This is a genomic window from Acidovorax sp. Leaf78 (assembly GCF_001422735.1).
In the GTDB taxonomy this organism is placed as follows: domain Bacteria; phylum Pseudomonadota; class Gammaproteobacteria; order Burkholderiales; family Burkholderiaceae_C; genus Acidovorax.
In genome coordinates, this window is record NZ_LMLZ01000003.1 from 153,410 (window position 1) to 169,108 (window position 15,699).

General features: G+C 67.7%; 15 protein-coding genes. 9 read left to right on the forward strand and 6 right to left on the reverse strand.

What is annotated here, in order from left to right; genetic code table 11:
* Nucleotides 1-52 precede the first annotated feature (52 nt).
* Nucleotides 53-946 carry a LysR family transcriptional regulator ArgP gene (locus ASF16_RS04545; protein WP_056163347.1) on the reverse strand — a complete coding sequence of 298 codons (894 nt, stop codon included), beginning with the start codon at nt 944-946 and terminating at the stop codon, nt 53-55.
* A gap of 91 nt (nt 947-1,037) precedes the next feature.
* Here ASF16_RS04545 and ASF16_RS04550 point away from each other — a divergent pair, with 91 nt between their 5' ends.
* Together ASF16_RS04550 and ASF16_RS04555 are read left to right on the forward strand one after the other, a co-directional pair.
* The gene (locus tag ASF16_RS04550) at nt 1,038-1,646 is read left to right on the forward strand and encodes a LysE/ArgO family amino acid transporter (protein WP_056163350.1); all 609 of its coding nucleotides are present in this window, start codon (nt 1,038-1,040) and stop codon (nt 1,644-1,646) included.
* A 102-nt stretch (nt 1,647-1,748) separates the two neighbouring features.
* The gene (locus ASF16_RS04555) at nt 1,749-3,329 is read left to right on the forward strand and encodes an ABC transporter substrate-binding protein (protein WP_056163353.1); all 1,581 of its coding nucleotides are present in this window, start codon (nt 1,749-1,751) and stop codon (nt 3,327-3,329) included.
* A 153-nt stretch (nt 3,330-3,482) separates the two neighbouring features.
* Here the strand turns inward: ASF16_RS04555 and ASF16_RS04560 are convergent, their stop codons facing one another.
* The 3 genes from ASF16_RS04560 to ASF16_RS04570 form a co-directional block, all read right to left on the reverse strand.
* Entirely contained in the window at nt 3,483-4,097 is a 615-nt protein-coding gene (locus tag ASF16_RS04560; RefSeq protein WP_056163457.1) for a glutathione S-transferase family protein, read from the reverse strand.
* Nucleotides 4,098-4,135: 38 nt separating this feature from the next.
* Nucleotides 4,136-5,113, reverse strand: coding sequence for a 2-dehydropantoate 2-reductase (locus ASF16_RS04565; protein WP_056163356.1), 978 nt, complete (start codon nt 5,111-5,113; stop codon nt 4,136-4,138).
* A 66-nt stretch (nt 5,114-5,179) separates the two neighbouring features.
* The gene (locus tag ASF16_RS04570) at nt 5,180-6,007 is read right to left on the reverse strand and encodes an aldolase/citrate lyase family protein (RefSeq protein WP_056163359.1); all 828 of its coding nucleotides are present in this window, start codon (nt 6,005-6,007) and stop codon (nt 5,180-5,182) included.
* Between the two features lie 117 nt (nt 6,008-6,124).
* Here ASF16_RS04570 and radA point away from each other — a divergent pair, with 117 nt between their 5' ends.
* Nucleotides 6,125-7,504, forward strand: a complete 1,380-nt coding sequence (gene radA, locus ASF16_RS04575; RefSeq protein WP_056163361.1) for a DNA repair protein RadA — start codon at nt 6,125-6,127, stop codon at nt 7,502-7,504.
* An 18-nt stretch (nt 7,505-7,522) separates the two neighbouring features.
* On the opposite strand, the gene ASF16_RS04580 is transcribed toward radA, so the two are convergent.
* Both ASF16_RS04580 and ASF16_RS04585 read right to left on the reverse strand, forming a co-directional pair.
* The gene (locus ASF16_RS04580; RefSeq protein ID WP_056163365.1) at nt 7,523-8,203 is read right to left on the reverse strand and encodes a DUF4124 domain-containing protein; all 681 of its coding nucleotides are present in this window, start codon (nt 8,201-8,203) and stop codon (nt 7,523-7,525) included.
* Between the two features lie 101 nt (nt 8,204-8,304).
* Nucleotides 8,305-10,113: a methyl-accepting chemotaxis protein gene (locus tag ASF16_RS04585; protein ID WP_056163368.1), complete on the reverse strand. Its 1,809-nt coding sequence runs from the start codon at nt 10,111-10,113 to the stop codon at nt 8,305-8,307.
* A gap of 227 nt (nt 10,114-10,340) precedes the next feature.
* Here ASF16_RS04585 and ASF16_RS04590 point away from each other — a divergent pair, with 227 nt between their 5' ends.
* The 6 genes from ASF16_RS04590 to ASF16_RS04615 all read left to right on the forward strand — a co-directional run bounded on the left by ASF16_RS04590 (nt 10,341) and on the right by ASF16_RS04615 (nt 15,450).
* Nucleotides 10,341-10,763 (forward strand): hypothetical protein, encoded by a 423-nt coding sequence (locus ASF16_RS04590; protein ID WP_056163371.1) that lies wholly within the window; start codon nt 10,341-10,343, stop codon nt 10,761-10,763.
* 158 nt (nt 10,764-10,921) lie between these two features.
* Nucleotides 10,922-11,872, forward strand: a complete 951-nt coding sequence (locus tag ASF16_RS04595; protein WP_056163373.1) for a branched-chain amino acid transaminase — start codon at nt 10,922-10,924, stop codon at nt 11,870-11,872.
* A gap of 137 nt (nt 11,873-12,009) precedes the next feature.
* Entirely contained in the window at nt 12,010-12,216 is a 207-nt protein-coding gene (locus tag ASF16_RS04600; protein ID WP_056163376.1) for a zinc-finger domain-containing protein, read from the forward strand.
* Between the two features lie 3 nt (nt 12,217-12,219).
* A complete protein-coding gene (locus ASF16_RS04605; protein WP_056163460.1) occupies nt 12,220-13,035 on the forward strand; it encodes a glycosyltransferase family 2 protein in 816 nt (271 codons plus the stop codon).
* On the forward strand, nt 13,035-14,288 hold the full coding sequence (locus ASF16_RS04610; protein WP_056163379.1) for an O-antigen ligase: 1,254 nt from the start codon (nt 13,035-13,037) through the stop codon (nt 14,286-14,288). The genes ASF16_RS04605 and ASF16_RS04610 overlap by 1 nt, the downstream gene beginning before the upstream one ends.
* A 187-nt stretch (nt 14,289-14,475) precedes the next feature.
* On the forward strand, nt 14,476-15,450 hold the full coding sequence (locus ASF16_RS04615) for a glycosyltransferase (protein WP_056163381.1): 975 nt from the start codon (nt 14,476-14,478) through the stop codon (nt 15,448-15,450).
* Nucleotides 15,451-15,699: the final 249 nt, after the last annotated feature.

The following is a 15,699-nucleotide window of genomic DNA, read 5'->3' on the forward strand; positions in this document are numbered from 1 at the left end:
GGCGGCTGGCCAGATGCGCGACCAGTTGTGAGTTGGTGAGTTGCCGCGTTGATCAGCTGAGCAGCGTCTGCGCAGCCGCCAGCTGCACCGCCTCCGTCATGCGGTGCAGCGCCCGCACGTTCAGGCGCCAGTACTGCCAGTACAGCGGCACATCCACCGGCCTGCCGGGGACGAGCTCCACCAGCGCACCCGTCTTCAGGTCGCGCTCCACCATCGGGTCGGGCGTCATGCCCCAGCCCAGCCCCGCGCGCGTGGCGGCGACAAAGGCGTGCGCGTCCGGCAGCCAGTGCACGGGCGGCGTGAAGGCGCGCCGGGTGATGCGCCGCACGAAGCGCCCTTGCAGCGCATCCTTGCGGTTGAACACCAGCATGGGCGCCTGCACCAGCGACGCGGCGTTCACGCCCTGCGCAAAGTGGCGCTGCATGAACGCGGGGCTCGCCAGCGCCCGGTAGCGCAGGGTGCCCAGCGGCAGCACCTGGCAGCCTTGCACCGGCTGCGGGTCGGCCGTCACGGCGGCCATCACGCGGCCTTCGCGCAGCAGGTTGGCCGAATGGTCCTGGTCCTCCACATGGATGTCGAAGGTCAGGCCCGGGCCCTCGGCCGCGTGGGCGTGTGCCATGGCCGCAGGAAACCAGGTGCCGAGCGAATCGGCATTCACGCCGATCGCCAGGCGGATGGACGTGTGCTGCCCGCCGCCGATGGCATCGAGCGCGTCGGCCTCGCTCAACGCGACCTCGCGGGCATGCCGGTACAGCGCCTGGCCCGCGTCGGTGGGCGTGCAGGGCGTGGCCCGCCGCACCAGCACCTGGCCTACGCGCTCTTCCAGCAGCTTCACACGCTGCGACACCGCCGACCGGGTGACATGCAGCACGGCAGCGGCACGCTCGAAGCTGCCCTCGTCGATGACGGCGGCAAAGGCGCTGAGCTGGGCGGAATCAAGGGCCATGGCGGGCAGTAAGGTCGGTGGTTAGCCATTCTGACGGATCGTTAGAAAGTATAGCTACCGTGAACACACTGCCATCGCCACAATCCGGCGCATGAGCAGCACCGCCTTCGTCCACGGATTCACATCCACCGCCCTTTTGATCATGGCCATCGGCGCGCAGAACGCGTTCGTGCTGCGCCAGGGGCTGCGGCGCGAGCACGTGTTGCCCGTGGTGCTGTTCTGCGCCGTGTCCGATGCGGTGCTGTTGCAGGCCGGCATCTGGGGCATGGGCGGCGTTCTGGCCGCCCGGCCGGAATGGGCGCAACTGATGCGCTGGGCGGGTGCCATCTTCCTGGTGGCTTATGCGCTGCAGGCCGCGTCGCGGGTGTTCAAGCCCAGCCACCTGCTGGTGTCGGTCAACGGCGCGGGCGCGAGCCTGCGCAATACGCTGCTCACGCTGGGCGCGCTGACCTGGCTCAACCCGCATGTGTATCTGGACACCGTGGTGTTGCTGGGCACCATGGCCAGTCCCTATCCGACCTGGGGCCGCGCCACCTTTGCGGCGGGCGGGTCGCTGGCCAGCGCGTTGTGGTTCCTGAGCCTGGGGTTCGGCTCGCGCTGGCTGGCGCCGCTGTTCGCCTCGCCCGGCGCGTGGCGTGTGCTGGACGGCGCCACCGCGGCCACCATGCTGGCGCTCGCCGGGGTCATGGCGTGGGGTTGATGCCGCTGCAGGCACGCCTAAGCTAAGAAGGATAAGTTCGTTAGCGAAACCTGCGCTTTGATCCATAGTGCGGGCATCGACTGATCTGGAGTGATTTCCCCCATGCGTTTCAAGACCCTTCTCCTGGCCGCGGCCATTGCCACTGCGTTGCCCCTGGCCGGCCAGGCAAAGACCTTCCGCTGGTCCCGTGCGGTGGACGTTTCGTCCTGGGACATCCATGCCCAGAACGTGGGCGTGAACAACACCCTGCACGCTGCCGTGTACGACACCCTGGTCGAGTACAACAGCAAGACCTTCAAGACCGAGCCCGCCCTGGCCACCGAATGGAAGCGCGTGAGCCCCACGCAGCTGCGCATCACCCTGCGCAAGGGCGTGAAGTTCAGCGACGGCAGCGACTTCACGGCCGACGACGCCAAGTTCTCGCTGGAGCGCGCCAAGGCCAAGAGCTCCAACTACGCCGTGTATGCGCTGGGCATCGACCGCATCGAGAAGGTGGACGCTCACACCATTGACATTTTCTCCGACCTGCCCAACCCCGTGCTGGTGAACCAGCTCACCGAGCTGCGCATCCTGAGCAAGGCCTGGGCCGAGAAGAACAAGTCGGTCGAACCCAAGGACATCAAGACCAAGGACGAAAACTTTGCCCACCGCAATGCGCTGGGCACTGGTCCGTTCCAGCTCAAATCCTGGGCGCCCGATCAGCGCGTGGTGCTCGAGCCCAACCCGCACTGGTGGGGCAAGTCGCAGTTCCCCACCAACGTGACGGAGGTGGTCTACACCCCCATCAAGGCCGACGCCACGCGCACTGCCGCGCTGCTGTCGGGCGAGATCGACTTCGTGATCGACCCGAGCCTGCAGGACCTGGCGCGCATCCGCCAGACCCCCACGCTCAAGGTGCTGGAAGGCGCCGAGTACCGCACCATCTTCCTGGGCCTGGACCAGTACCGTGAAGAGCTGCCTGGCTCCGACGTGAAGGGCAAGAACCCGCTCAAGGACGTGCGGGTGCGCAAGGCGCTCTACCAGGCCATCGACATCAACGCCATCCAGCGCGTGGTGCTGCGCGGCCTGGCGCAGCCCACGGGCACGCTGATCGCCCGGCAGGTGAACGGCTGGACGCCCAAGGCCGACGTGCGCTGGCCTTACGACGCCAAGGCCGCGCAGAAGCTGCTGGCCGATGCGGGCTACCCCAACGGCTTCGAGGTGGACTTTGCCTGCAGCGCCGGCCGCTACATCAACGACGAGCAGCTGTGCCAGGCCATCACCTCGCACTGGGCCAAGATCGGCGTGAAGGCCAAGCTGCGCTCGCTGCCGTTTGCCACGTACTTCCCGATGATCCAGCGCAACGAGGCCAGCATCTACCTGCTGGGCTGGGGCGTGCCGACCTTCGACGCGTTCTACTCGCTGCAGTCGCTGATCCGCTCGCCCGGCGCGGGTGGTGACGGCAACTTCAACCTGGGCCGCTACTCCGACCCGCAGCAGGACGCGCTGATCGAGCGCATCAAGAAGGAAACCGACGCACCCACACGCAACACGCTCATCGAGAAGGTGCTGGTGCAGGACCACGAGGCGATCTCGCACATCCCGCTGTACAACCAGGTGATCCCGTGGGCCGCCACGCAGAAGGTGGACGTGCCGCACCGTGCGGACAACCGCATCGACTGGCGGTATCTGAAGGTGAATTGATCCGCTGGCAGTGGTGGACATGAAAAGGCCCCGGCGCTGTGAAGGTGCAGGGGCCTTTCTTTTTTGGGGAGAGGGCGAGTGGCAGGATTTGCGCTGGCGGGCTGAGCCTGTCGAGGCCTTACACAGCAGCGCCTCAACCCGGTGCCACAACCCTCACGCCAACGCGCGCTGCACCGCAGGCCGCGCCGCCACGCGCTCGAAGTGGGCGGCCACCTTGGGGAATGTCGCGATGTCCACGCCATCGCTCTTCAACCAGCCGGCGATGGTGAAGAGGTACGCATCGGCCACCGAATAGTGCTCGCCCAGCACCCACGGGCCTTGCAGGTAGTGCTGCTCGATCACCTCGAAACACTCGGTCATGGTCTGCGGCACCTTGCGCTGCATGGCTGCAATGGCTTCGGGCTCATCGGCCCAGCGGCCCGCGCGCCGGCCGTGGGCATGCGCCACGTGCACGGTGGATGCGAGGTAGCTGTTGAACTCCTGCAGGCGCGCCAGCGCGAAAGGGTCGTCCAGCGGTGCGAGCCGCGCCTCGGGAAATTGCTGCGCCACGTACACCAGCAGTGCCGGGGTTTCGGTCAGCACGCCGCGGTCGGTGACCAGCGCGGGCACGCGGCCCTTGGGGTTGATGGCCAGGTACTCGGCGCTGCGCTGCTGGCTGTTGGCAAAGTCCAGCCGCGCCACCTCGTGGCCCGCGTTGGCCTCGTGCAGGGCGATGTGGACGGCGAGGGCGCAGGTGCCGGGAGCGTAGAAGAGCTTGAGCATGGTGATGGTGAGATTCGGGTCGGGTTGAGGAAAACGGAACGGAACTAGTAGAGACCGCGGGTCTGTGCCATCAGCCGCACCAGGCCCAGCAGCGCATCGGTATGCGGCGTGGGCGTGTGGGTGATCTGGCCCAGCTCGCGCACTGCGCCCACCAGCGCATCGATCTCCATGGGCTTGCCGGCCTCCACGTCCTGCAGCATCGAGGTCTTGAAAGCGCCCAGCTTGCGCGTGACAGCGTGGCGGTCCTCGGGTTGCTGGTCGATGGGCAGGCCCAGCTTCTCGCCGATGGCCTTGGCTTCGAGCATGACGTGCGAGATGAAGCCGCGCACCAGGTCGTCGTCCAGGATGCGGTCGGTGGTGGCGCCGGTGAGCGCGCTGATGGGGTTCATGGTGAGGTTGCCCCAGAGCTTGAACCAGATGTCGCGCTGGATGCGGTCCGACACTTCCACCTCGATGCCGCCGCGCTGCAGCAACGCGGCCAGTGTCTGCAGGCGCGCGCTCTGGCTGCCGTCCGGCTCGCCCACGATGAGGCGGTTGCCGAAATGCTGGCGCACAAAGCCTGGCGCCTCCAGCGAGCAGCTGGTGTGCACCACGCTGCCCACCACATTGCGGCTGGGGATGGCACGGGCGATCACGCCGCCGGCATCCACGGACTGCAGTGCCTGCCCTTGCGCCGCGCCGCCAAAGCCGTCCAGAAACCACCACGGCACGCCGTTCATGGCCGTGAGCACGATGGTGTCAGGTCCTATCAGCGGGTCCATGGCCTGCGCCACGTCTGGCAGGCCTGGCGCCTTGACGGCCACGACCACCAGGTCCTGCACGCCCAGCGCCGCGGGGTTGTCCTGCGCAGTCACTGCGGTGTGCACCACCGTGCCATCCGGGCGGCGCAGGCGCAGGCCGTCGGCCGTCAAGGCGTGCAGCGTGGCGCCGCGCGCCACGAGGCTGACGTCGCAGCCCGCCTGCGCCAGGGCCACGCCCAGCCAGCCGCCAATGGCGCCAGCGCCGTAGATACATGCTTTCATCGTCAAGGCTTTCAGTCAGGGAATGGAGAGATAGATAAATAAAGGAAGAGACAAAGAGGGGCTGTGTCAGTAGCCCAGCGGTCGCGTCGTCGCGCCGCCCGTGTCCCGAAAGCGCGCCGCCAGGTCGGCCGCCGCGCTGGCCAGCAGCATGGTGTCCACACCCACCGCCACGAACAAAGCGCCGGCGGCCAGCCATTCGCGCGCCTGCGCCTCGCTGGTCGCCAGGATGCCCGGCGCCTTGCCCGCGCGCAGGATGCGCGCGATGCCTTCGTGGATGGCCGCCTGCACATCCGGGTGGCCGGGGTCGCCCCGGTGCCCCATGGACGCCGACAGGTCGGCCGGGCCGATGAACACGCCGTCCACACCCGGCGTGGCGGCAATCGCATCGAGGTTGCGCATCGCCTCCACCGTCTCGGCCTGCACCAGCAGGCAGACCTGCGCGTTGGCCTCGTGCACGTACTGCGGATAGGCCTGCCAGCGCGACGAGCGGGCGAGGGCGCTGCCCATGCCGCGCACGCCTTCGGGGGCGTAGCGCGTGGCGCGGACCAGGGCCTGGGCTTGCTCGGCCGTGTCCACCATGGGCACCAGCAGCGTCTGCGCGCCGATGTCCAGGTACTGCTTGATCAGCGCGGTGTCGCCCACCGGCACGCGGGCGATGGCGTGGGGCGGCGTGGCGCCAGGGGGCAGGGCGGCGGTGGCGCTGGCGATGGCCTGCAGCTGGTGCAGGATGGAGCGCACGTCGTTGGGCGCATGCTCGCCGTCGACCAGCAGCCAGTCGTAGCCGGTGCCTGCGACGATCTCGGCCGTGTAGGCGTCGGCCAGGGCCAGCCACAGGCCGATCTGGGCCTGCCCCTGGGCCATGGCCGCCTTGAAGCGGTTGGTGGGTGTGTGCATGCGTGCATTTTGCCGATGATGGCAAGCCTGTGCGCGCTGCACCGTCTGCTGGCGCCGCACCGGCGCCGCTATAGTCTGCAGCCCGCCCTGCCGAACGCTCCCTCTTCAACTCTTGCCATGGCCAAAGAAAAAACTGTCTTCACCTGCACCGAGTGCGGTGGCACCAGCCCGCGCTGGCTGGGCAAGTGCCCCGCCTGCGGCGCCTGGAACACGCTGATCGAAGCCGTGGCGGACGCAGGGCCCGGCAAGAACCGCTACAGCACGCCGCAGTTCGCGGGCCTGAACCAGGCCCAGGCGGTGATGCCGTTGTCGGCCATCGAGGCGAGCGACGTGGAGCGCACCCCGAGCGGCATCGACGAGCTTGACCGTGTGCTGGGCGGCGGCATCGTCGAAGGCGGCGTGGTGCTCATCGGCGGCGACCCGGGCATCGGCAAGTCCACGCTGCTGCTGCAGGCGCTCGACGCGCTGCAGCGCGCCGGCCTGCCCACGCTGTATGTGACGGGCGAGGAAAGCGGCGCGCAGGTGGCGCTGCGATCGCGCCGGCTGGGGCTGGACCACAGCCAGGTCAACGTGCTGGCAGAGATCCAGCTGGAAAAGATTCTGGCCACCATCGATTCCATGCAGCCCGCCGTGGCGGTGATCGACTCCATCCAGACCGTGTACTCCGACCAGCTGACCTCGGCCCCGGGCTCGGTAGCGCAGGTGCGCGAATGCGCGGCCCACCTGACGCGTGCGGCCAAGGCTTCGGGCGTGGCCATCGTGCTGGTGGGCCACGTGACGAAAGAAGGGGCCCTGGCCGGCCCGCGCGTGCTGGAGCACATGGTGGACACGGTGCTGTACTTCGAAGGCGACACGCACAGCCAGTTCCGACTGGTGCGGGCCATCAAGAACCGCTTTGGCGCGGTCAACGAGATCGGCGTGTTCGCCATGACGGAAAAGGGGCTCAAGGGCGTGAGCAACCCGAGCGCCATCTTCCTGTCGCAGCACAGCGAGCCGGTGCCCGGCAGCTGCGTGATGGTCACGCTGGAGGGCACACGGCCCATGCTGGTGGAGATCCAGGCGCTGGTCGACAGCGCGGGCCCCAGCCCCCGGCGCCTGTCCGTGGGCCTGGACAAGGACCGCCTGGCCATGCTGCTGGCCGTGCTGCACCGCCACGCCGGTGTGGCCTGCATGGACCAGGATGTGTTCGTGAATGCGGTGGGCGGCGTGCGCATCAGCGAGCCCGCTGCCGATTTGGCTGTGATGCTGGCCATTACCTCCAGCCTGCGCGGCAAGGCGCTGCCGCAGGGCTTTCTGGCGTTTGGCGAGGTGGGGCTGGCGGGCGAGGTGCGGCCCGCGCCGCGCGGTCAGGAGCGCTTGAAGGAGGCCGCCAAGCTCGGCTTTCGCGTGGCCGTGGTGCCCAAGGCCAATGCGCCCAAGAAGCCCATCGAAGGCCTCACCATCCACGCCGTGGAGCGGGTGGAAGAGGCGATGAACGTGGTGCGGGAGATCGGCTAGGCGACCAGGTGGCCGGGCTCAGCCCACGGGCCTGCAGACGGCGGTGACGCGCTTGTACAGCACGGTGCCGCTGTACAGGCCCAGCACTTCCTCGCGCGTGCATTGCATGGTCAGTGCGTGCTGGCCTTCCATGGAGATGGCAGCGGCAGACTCGTATTTGGCGGTGGCTTGCGTGCCGTCGGCACTGACGCGAATGTCCATTTTGTTCAGGCGTGTGGAAGAGCGCAGGCCCCCGGCCTGCATCGCCTGGGCGGACTGTTGCTGCAGCGCGCAGATGTCGCCTCGCCCGCCGGAGTACACGCTCGGCGGAGAGTTGCTGTGGTCTGTCAGTTTGAAATTCAGGTCGGGTGCGGCCAGCGCGCACTGGCCGCGGTAGTCCTTGCGGTCCCCCAGGTCGACGGCGCGTTGCAGCACGGCCTCGACCACCGCCGGTGTCAGCTTGGTGATGGGCTCGGCCTTGGCGCTGTTGCTGCTGGTGGCTGGCGCAGCGGCAGCGGGCGCACTGGCCTTGGCCGCAGGGGCAGTGGCCACCGCTGGCCGTGCGGCCGGGGGCGCAGGCCGCGGTGCCTGTTCGCACGCGCGGTCCGAGTAGGTCGTTTGCCCTTTGTCGTTTGTGCACTTGAACATGTGCTGGGCGGATGCCGTGGTGGTGGACAGGGCAGCCACCAGGGCTGCGAGCAGAAGGGGTGCGTTGCGCATGAAGGGGCCGTGGGCGAAAGGAGAGACCGCGCTATTAGATCAGCCCGCGACGACAGCCCGCAGCATCCGCTGCAAGGTGCGGGTGCCGCGGAGCCGGTGCGTCAGAAGGATTCCCAATCGTCGTCCGAGCCCTTGGTGGCCTTCGGTGCAGTGGCAGCGGGTGTGGCGGCTGGTGCCACGGTGGGCTTCGGAGCCTGAAGCTTGCGGGCGGTGGCCGCAGCTGGGGCTGTACCCGAGGCCTTTGCCGCAGGTGCCTTGGCGGTACGCAGGGCCGGCGCTGGGCTGCGCGCGGCAGTGGCGGCAGACACGCGGGGCGCCGCAGGCCGGGGTGCCGGAGCACGGTCAGGGGTGGGCGCTGCGGGCGTGTGCCCCACGTTGAACACCGACACCACTTCGGACAGGCGCTGGGCTTGGTCGCGCAGCGACGAGGCAGCGGCGGCCGATTCTTCCACCAGCGCGGCATTTTGCTGTGTCATCTGGTCCAGGTTGCTCACCGCCTGGTTGACCTGGCCGATGCCGTCGCGCTGCTCGTTCGACGACGCGGTGATCTCGCCGATCAGGTCGGATACGCGGCGCACGCTGGCGACGATCTCGTCCATGGTCTGCCCGGCCTGCGCCACCTGGCCGGAGCCGGTTTCCACGGTGTTCACCGAGGCACCGATGAGGTTCTTGATCTCCTTGGCCGCTTCGGCGCTGCGCTGCGCCAGGCCGCGCACTTCGCTGGCCACCACCGCAAAGCCCCGGCCCTGCTCGCCCGCGCGGGCGGCTTCCACCGCCGCGTTCAGCGCCAGGATGTTGGTCTGAAAAGCGATGCCGTCGATCACGCCGATGATGTCGGCGATCTTGCGCGAGCTGTTGGTGATGTGCTGCATGCTCTCCACCACCTGTGCCACGACCTCGCCGCCGCGCGTGGCGGCCTGCGCGGCGGTGGACGCCAGCTGGTTGGCCTGGCGCGCCGTGTCGGCGGACTGGGTGACGGTGGCGGTGAGTTCTTCCATGCTGGCGGCGGTCTGCTGCAGGTTGGCAGCGGTCTGCTCCGTGCGGGCCGACAGGTCGTGGTTGCCGGTGGCGATCTCCACCGAGGCGTTGGACATCGAATCGACGCCGCTGCGCACTTCTGCCACCAGGCTGCGCAGGCGCGCGGCCATCTGCGAGACGGAGCGCAGCAGGTGGCCGAACTCGTCCTGGCGGTCATCGTCGGCCGACACGGTGAGGTTGCCGGCGGCAATCGCATCGGACAACTCCACTGCGCGGTTCAGCGGGCGTGTGATGGAACGCACCAGCAGGAACGACAGCACCAGGCCCAGCACGAACACGATGCCTTGCGTCAGCCAGGCCAGCACATTGGCCTGGGTGCGGGCGGCCTGGGCCTCCTGCCGCGCGGCGTCGCGCTGGCTTTGCTGCAACTGCACGAAGGCTTCCAGGCTGTCCACGTAGCTGCCGATGGCGGCCAAGTACTTGCTCTCGATGAAGGCCTTGAAGGCGGCGCCGTCGCCCCCTTGCTTGATCTCGCGGGCCTGCTTGTTCAGGGCCAGCACATTGCTGCGCTCGCTGGCCACGCGCTCCAGCGCTTTCTTATCGGCAGGGGTGGTGGCCAGCTCCAGCACCTTGGCCTGGATGGCCGAGATGCCGGCGATGCCCGCCTTCACGCGGCCGTCGAAGAGGGTGGTCAGGTCCGGGTCGGGGGTGGCGTTGCTGGCCAGCACGCGCTCGCCGGTGGTCTCGGTGGCGCCCTTCCACTGCACTGCCAGCGTGATGCGGTTTTCGAACGATGCCATCGACTCCAGGGTGCGGTCCATCACCCGGCCGGCCTGGTGCTGTGCCCAGACCGAGACCAGCAGCATGGCACCCAGCAGACCCACGATAGAACCCCATAGCTTGGGCGCCAGGCGCACGTTATCCAGTTTCATTCCATGATCTCCAGAAGGAAGAACCTGCATTTTTGGTGCTTCGGTGCCTGCAGTAAACACCCGGCAGAGCAAGATGGGGCGCCGCTGTGCGCTAATTTGATTAATGTAGCGCTTACACAACGAAACACTTTGGTGGCGACGCTCGCGAACCCTCTTGCAGGAGCGAGGGCGACCAAGGCGCGGGGGATTGGGCGGAGCCGCCAGGCACTCATAAGACAATAGCGGCCATGAATTTGCGCAATATCTTTGTACCGCTGGGCATCGTCGGGGTCATCGTTTTTGGTTTCGTGGCCTACGGCTGGGCGGGCGTGGCGGCCGTGGCCGGGGGGCTGGTGATGTGGGGCCTGCTGCATTTCACCCGCCTCATGACAGTGATGAAGAAGGCGGCCAATCGTCCGATGGGCTATGTGGGAAGCGCGGTGATGCTGAACGCGCGGCTGAGCGTGGGGGTGAACCTCATGCACGTGGTGGCGATGACCCAGTCGCTGGGCGAGCAGCTGTCGGCGGCAGACACGGAGCCCGAGATCTACCGATGGACCGACGGCACCCAGTCGCACGTGACCTGCGAGTTCCGCAACGGCAAGCTGGTCAAGTGGGAGCTGGTGCGGCCCCAGAGCGAGGAGCCGGTCTCGCCCCCAGCCGCGCCGTAGGCAGGCGCTTTTATCGCTGCCGTGCGGCTGGATCGGTACGGTTGTGCGCAGCAGGCGTACGCCGGTGCCCTGCCGGTGCAGGGTGCGCCCTAGGGCGGCAGCCGGGCGGCGGTCGCCTAAAATCTCGCCTTTGCGACCCACAGCAACCAAGGATACCCATGAGCCCCGTAGTTCCCTCGATGGCCGATCGTGACGGCAAGATCTGGATGGACGGCCAGATGGTGGACTGGCGCGACGCCAAGATCCACGTCCTGACCCACACCCTGCACTACGGCTGCGGCGCGTTCGAAGGCGTGCGCGCGTACAAGACGGCGGACGGCACGGCCATCTTCCGCCTGCAGGAGCACACCGAGCGCCTCTTCAACAGCGCCAAGATCCTGCGCATGAAGATCCCGTTCACCCAGGAAGAGGTGAACGAAGCCCAGAGGGCCGTGGTGCGCGAGAACAAGCTCGAGTCGGGCTACCTGCGCCCGCTGACCTGGATCGGCTCGCAAAAGCTGGGGGTGTCGCCCAAGGGCAACCAGATCCACCTGATGGTGGCGGCCTGGGCCTGGGGCGCCTACCTGGGCGAAGAGGGCATGAAGCGCGGCATTCGCGTCAAGACCAGCAGCTACACGCGCCACCACGTCAACATCACCATGACGCAGGCCAAGGCAGTGAGCAACTACACCAACTCGATCCTCGCCAACATGGAAGCGCTCGACGACGGCTACGACGAAGCGCTGCTGCTCGACAGCTCCGGCTTCGTGTCCGAAGGCGCGGGCGAGAACATCTTCGTGGTGAAGAACGGCGTGATCTACACCCCCGACCTGTCGGCGGGGGCCTTGAACGGCATCACCCGCAACACGGTGTTCCACATCGCCAAGGACCTGGGCCTGGAGATCGTGCAAAAGCGCATCACGCGCGACGAGGTCTACATCGCCGACGAAGCCTTCTTCACCGGCACCGCGGCCGAAGTGACGCCGATCCGCGAGCTGGACCGCATCGAGCTTGGCAAGGACGGCTATGTGGGCAGCCGCGGCCCGATCACCGAAAAGATCCAGACCGCGTTCTTTGACATCGTCAACGGCCGCAACCCCCAATACGCCCATTGGCTCACGAAGGTGTGACCCAGCCCTGACGGAGCCGCTTCGCGAACTCCACCACCCGGCACAGACCGCCGAGGGCGACCGGGTGCCCGGGTGCACCGGGCAGGCCAGTTTCAAGCACCGCCGACGCGGCGGTGCATCAAGGAAAACGAATACATATGTCGCAAGCTGTCATCGAATTGCTGGCCAAGGACCTCAACCCCCAGGGTGGCGTCTTTTGCCCCAGCCCCAAGGCCGATATGAAAATCTGGAACACCCACCCCAAGGTGTACCTGGACGTGGCCCGCTCCGGCGAGGCCAAGTGTCCCTACTGCGGAACTGTCTACCGCCTCAAGGCGGGCGAACACGTACACGCTGGTCATTGATTGATGTCAGTGGCAGCCGGGGGCGGCACGCCGTCGCCCACGTTGACGGTGGCGGTGCTGTCCCACAACGAGGCGCACCGCATCGAAGCCTGCTTGCGCAGTGCAGCGTTTGCCGACCAATTGCTGGTGGTGGACAGCGGCAGCACCGATGGCACCGTGGCCATCGCGCAGGGCCTGGGCGCCGAAGTGCACAGCCACCCCGACTGGCAGGGCTTTGCCGTGCAGCGCAACCGCTTGCTGGCCCATGCGCGCGGCGACTACATCTTCTTTCTCGACAGTGACGAGGTGATGACGCCTGCGTTCGCGCAGGAGCTGCAGGCCATCGTGCGCTCGGGCGAGCAGGCCGTGTGGAAGATCCGCTGGCGCATGGTGGCGTTCGGGCACGAGCTCACGCACTTTCGCTCGCAGTCGCAGATCGAGCGGCTCTTCGTGCGCCGCATGGTCAAGGAATACACCGGCGTGGTGCACGAGCAAGCCCAATTGCATCCCCAGCCCGGCGGCGCCGACGTGCCGCGCCGCCTGATCAAGGCGCGCCTGCTGCACTACTCGCGCACCACGGTGCGCGGCAGCCTGGAGAAGCTCACGCAGTACGTGATGCTCGGCGCCGCCAAGCGCGCCGAGAAGGGCCAGCGCGGCGGCGTGCTGCGCGGCCTGGCCTCGGGCCTGTCGATGTTTCTGCGCCTGTATGTGTTTCGCCTGGGGTTCCTGTGCGGCGGCGCGGGTTTTCTGTATTGTCTTTTTGTGGCGCTGGAGGGGTTCTTTCGTTATGCAGCGCTGCACTACGACCGAGACAGCCTGACAGGCCGTGTGATCCGGTGATGAAGACCTACCGTTGGTTGGGGCGCTGTGCGAGCGTCGGTGCGTTCATGGTGCCTGGCTTCGCGCTGTGGCTGCCTTCGGGCTATTCCTACGGTGCAGCGCTGCTGCTGCTGGCGGCGCTTGCGAGTGCGCCCGTCTGGTGGAAGCGCCCTGCGCCGCGTGCCGCGTGGTGGCTGACGGCGGCGTTTTCGTGCATGGCGGCCTTGTGGCTGCTGGATGTGGGGGCGACCTGGGGCTGGGGCAGCATGGACCGCCCCGTCAAGTACCTGCTGGCGCTCCCGTGCATCTTCTACCTCATGACGTTCGAGCCCCGTGCCTCGTGGCTGTGGATGGGGGTGGCCGTGGGCGCGGTGGGCAGCGGCATCGTCGGGCTGTACCAGACCTTCGTGATGGCGCTGCCGCGCGCCAACGGGTTCACCAATGCCATCCAGTACGGCAATCTGAGCATGCTGCTGGCCGTGATGAGCGGCCTGCTGCTGGTGGTGCAGTGGCGGCGCTGGGTGCTGTGGCAGCGCTTGCTGCTGGCCGCCGCCGTGGTCCTCGGCGCTGCGGGGTCGGTGCTGTCGCAGTCGCGCGGCGGCTGGCTGGCGCTGGTGCTGCTGCTGCCCGTGTGCGCCTGGCTGCTGGTGCGCACCACGGGCCAGCGGCGCGTGTACTGGGGGCTGTGCGCGCTGGCGCTGGTGGCCGCGGCCCTGTCGCAGGTGCCGGCGGTGGAGCAGCGCGTGGACGAAGCGCGGGCGGAGGTGCAGACCTACCAGCAGCGCGGGGACGGACGCAGCTCGGTGGGCCAGCGCCTGGCCCACTGGCACCTGGCCTGGCAGATGGGCTGGGACCGGCCGTTGACGGGCTGGGGCCGCGCCGGGTACATCGAGGAGAAGGCGCGCCGTGTGGCGGCCGGGCAGGCGCACCCCGTCGTGCTGGAGTTCGGCCATGCGCACAACGAAGTGCTGGACCTGTTCGCCAAGCGCGGCATTCCGGGCGTGCTGTTGCTGCTGGCCTTCTATGGCATCCCGCTCGTGATGTTCTGGCCGACGGCCCGGCGCATCCGCGACGGTTCGGGCAAGATGGACCGCGAATCGCTGTCGCTGTGCCTCATGGGCGTGCTGTTGCCGCTGTCGTACATCGGCTTCGGCCTCACGCAGGTCTTTCTGGCGCACAACAGCGGCAACATGTTCTACCTCTTCATGTGCCCGCTGCTGCTGGCCGCCCTGCATGAGCGGCGCGCGCGCATTGGGTGCGGACGGCCGTTTTAGATGCGACACCCCCCTGAGCGGCTTTGCCGCTTCCCCCCGCTCTCGCATTGCTGCGCAATGCGGGCAGGGGGACGCAGCCCTCGCTGCGGGGCGGCCCTTGCCAGGCTGCCCTGGACTGGTCCGCGCCAGTTTCAACGGTTGCGGGCGGCGCTTGGCACCATGGACAACTGAGACGAGAGCCCTCTTCATGCACATCCTGCTGGTCAACAACTCCCCCATCCCGGTCTACGGCTATGGCGGTACCGAGCGCGTGATTTGGGACCTGGGCAAGACCCTGGTCCAGCAAGGCCACCGGGTGAGCTATCTGGTGCCCGAGGGCTCGACCTGCGACTTCGGCGACGTGCTGCCCATCCGCCCGGACGAGCCGTGGGAAGGGCAGATCCCGAAGGGCGTGGACATCACGCACTTCCAGTTCAACCCGCGCACCGAGCTGGGCAAGCCCTACCTGGTGACCGAGCACGGCAACGCGCGCAAGCCCAAGCCGCTGCCGCTGAACACCGTGTTTCTGTCGCGCGACCACGCGGCGCGGTACGGTTCCACCGAATTCGTCTACAACGGTCTGGACTGGAGCGGCTACGGCCCGGTGGACTTCAACGTGCCACGCCCGCGCTACCACTTCCTGGGCAAGGCCGCCTGGGGCGTGAAGAACGTGCGCGGCGCGATCAAGGTGGCACTGCGCGCGGGTGTGGAGCTCGACGTACTGGGCGGCACACGCATCAACTTCAAGCGGGGCTTTCGCTGGACGCTGTCGCGCAAGATCCATTTCCACGGCATGGTGGGCGGCACGCAGAAGACCGGGCTGCTCAACGCATCGCGCGGGCTCATCTTTCCGGTGCGCTGGCACGAGCCCTTCGGGCTGGCGGTGATCGAGAGCCTGTACTTCGGGTGCCCGGTGTTCTCCACGCCGTACGGTGCGCTGCCCGAATTGGTACCGCTGCACTGCGGCGTGCTCTCGGCCGAGGCGAACGTGCTGGTCGAGGCGGTGCGCAACAACCGCTTCGATGCCCGGGCCTGCCACCAGCATGTGGTCGACCACTTTGGCGCCGAGCGCATGGCGCGCAACTACCTGCGGATGTACGAGCGTGTGCTGGCGGGTGAAAAAATCAATGCGCAGCCGCCTGTCATCCTGGGGCCTGCGCGCGAACTGCCCTGGACTGGTTGAAGCTCCCCCTGAGTCGCCTGCGGCGCCTTCCCCCGGAGGGGGACGCACCCAGTGGCCCGGCAAAGGTTCTATGGTTCGAGTCAAGCGCTTGGGGTGATGCGATGAGCATCAAACGGCTTGCCCGATCGCCACACGGCAAAGGCAATGCGCAGCAGCTTGCGCGCCAGCACGACCAGAGCCTCGGTGCTCTTGAGACCCCGGGCGCGCAACGCCTGGTAGGTTGCCGCAAACGTGACCGTGTGGCACGCC

What these genes read in the sequence shown, in the direction of transcription:
- ASF16_RS04545 (WP_056163347.1), bottom strand. Translation starts at nt 946, where the DNA reads ATGGCCCTTGATTCCGCCCAGCTCAGCGCCTTTGCCGCCGTCATCGAC.
- ASF16_RS04570 (WP_056163359.1), bottom strand. Translation starts at nt 6,007, where the DNA reads ATGCACACACCCACCAACCGCTTCAAGGCGGCCATGGCCCAGGGGCAG.
- ASF16_RS04610 (WP_056163379.1), top strand. Translation starts at nt 13,035, where the DNA reads ATGAAGACCTACCGTTGGTTGGGGCGCTGTGCGAGCGTCGGTGCGTTC.
- ASF16_RS04550 (WP_056163350.1), top strand. Translation starts at nt 1,038, where the DNA reads ATGAGCAGCACCGCCTTCGTCCACGGATTCACATCCACCGCCCTTTTG.
- ASF16_RS04585 (WP_056163368.1), bottom strand. Translation starts at nt 10,113, where the DNA reads ATGAAACTGGATAACGTGCGCCTGGCGCCCAAGCTATGGGGTTCTATC.
- ASF16_RS04565 (WP_056163356.1), bottom strand. Translation starts at nt 5,113, where the DNA reads ATGAAAGCATGTATCTACGGCGCTGGCGCCATTGGCGGCTGGCTGGGC.
- radA (WP_056163361.1), top strand. Translation starts at nt 6,125, where the DNA reads ATGGCCAAAGAAAAAACTGTCTTCACCTGCACCGAGTGCGGTGGCACC.
- ASF16_RS04590 (WP_056163371.1), top strand. Translation starts at nt 10,341, where the DNA reads ATGAATTTGCGCAATATCTTTGTACCGCTGGGCATCGTCGGGGTCATC.
- ASF16_RS04580 (WP_056163365.1), bottom strand. Translation starts at nt 8,203, where the DNA reads ATGCGCAACGCACCCCTTCTGCTCGCAGCCCTGGTGGCTGCCCTGTCC.
- ASF16_RS04615 (WP_056163381.1), top strand. Translation starts at nt 14,476, where the DNA reads ATGCACATCCTGCTGGTCAACAACTCCCCCATCCCGGTCTACGGCTAT.
- ASF16_RS04555 (WP_056163353.1), top strand. Translation starts at nt 1,749, where the DNA reads ATGCGTTTCAAGACCCTTCTCCTGGCCGCGGCCATTGCCACTGCGTTG.
- ASF16_RS04605 (WP_056163460.1), top strand. Translation starts at nt 12,220, where the DNA reads ATGTCAGTGGCAGCCGGGGGCGGCACGCCGTCGCCCACGTTGACGGTG.
- ASF16_RS04595 (WP_056163373.1), top strand. Translation starts at nt 10,922, where the DNA reads ATGAGCCCCGTAGTTCCCTCGATGGCCGATCGTGACGGCAAGATCTGG.
- ASF16_RS04600 (WP_056163376.1), top strand. Translation starts at nt 12,010, where the DNA reads ATGTCGCAAGCTGTCATCGAATTGCTGGCCAAGGACCTCAACCCCCAG.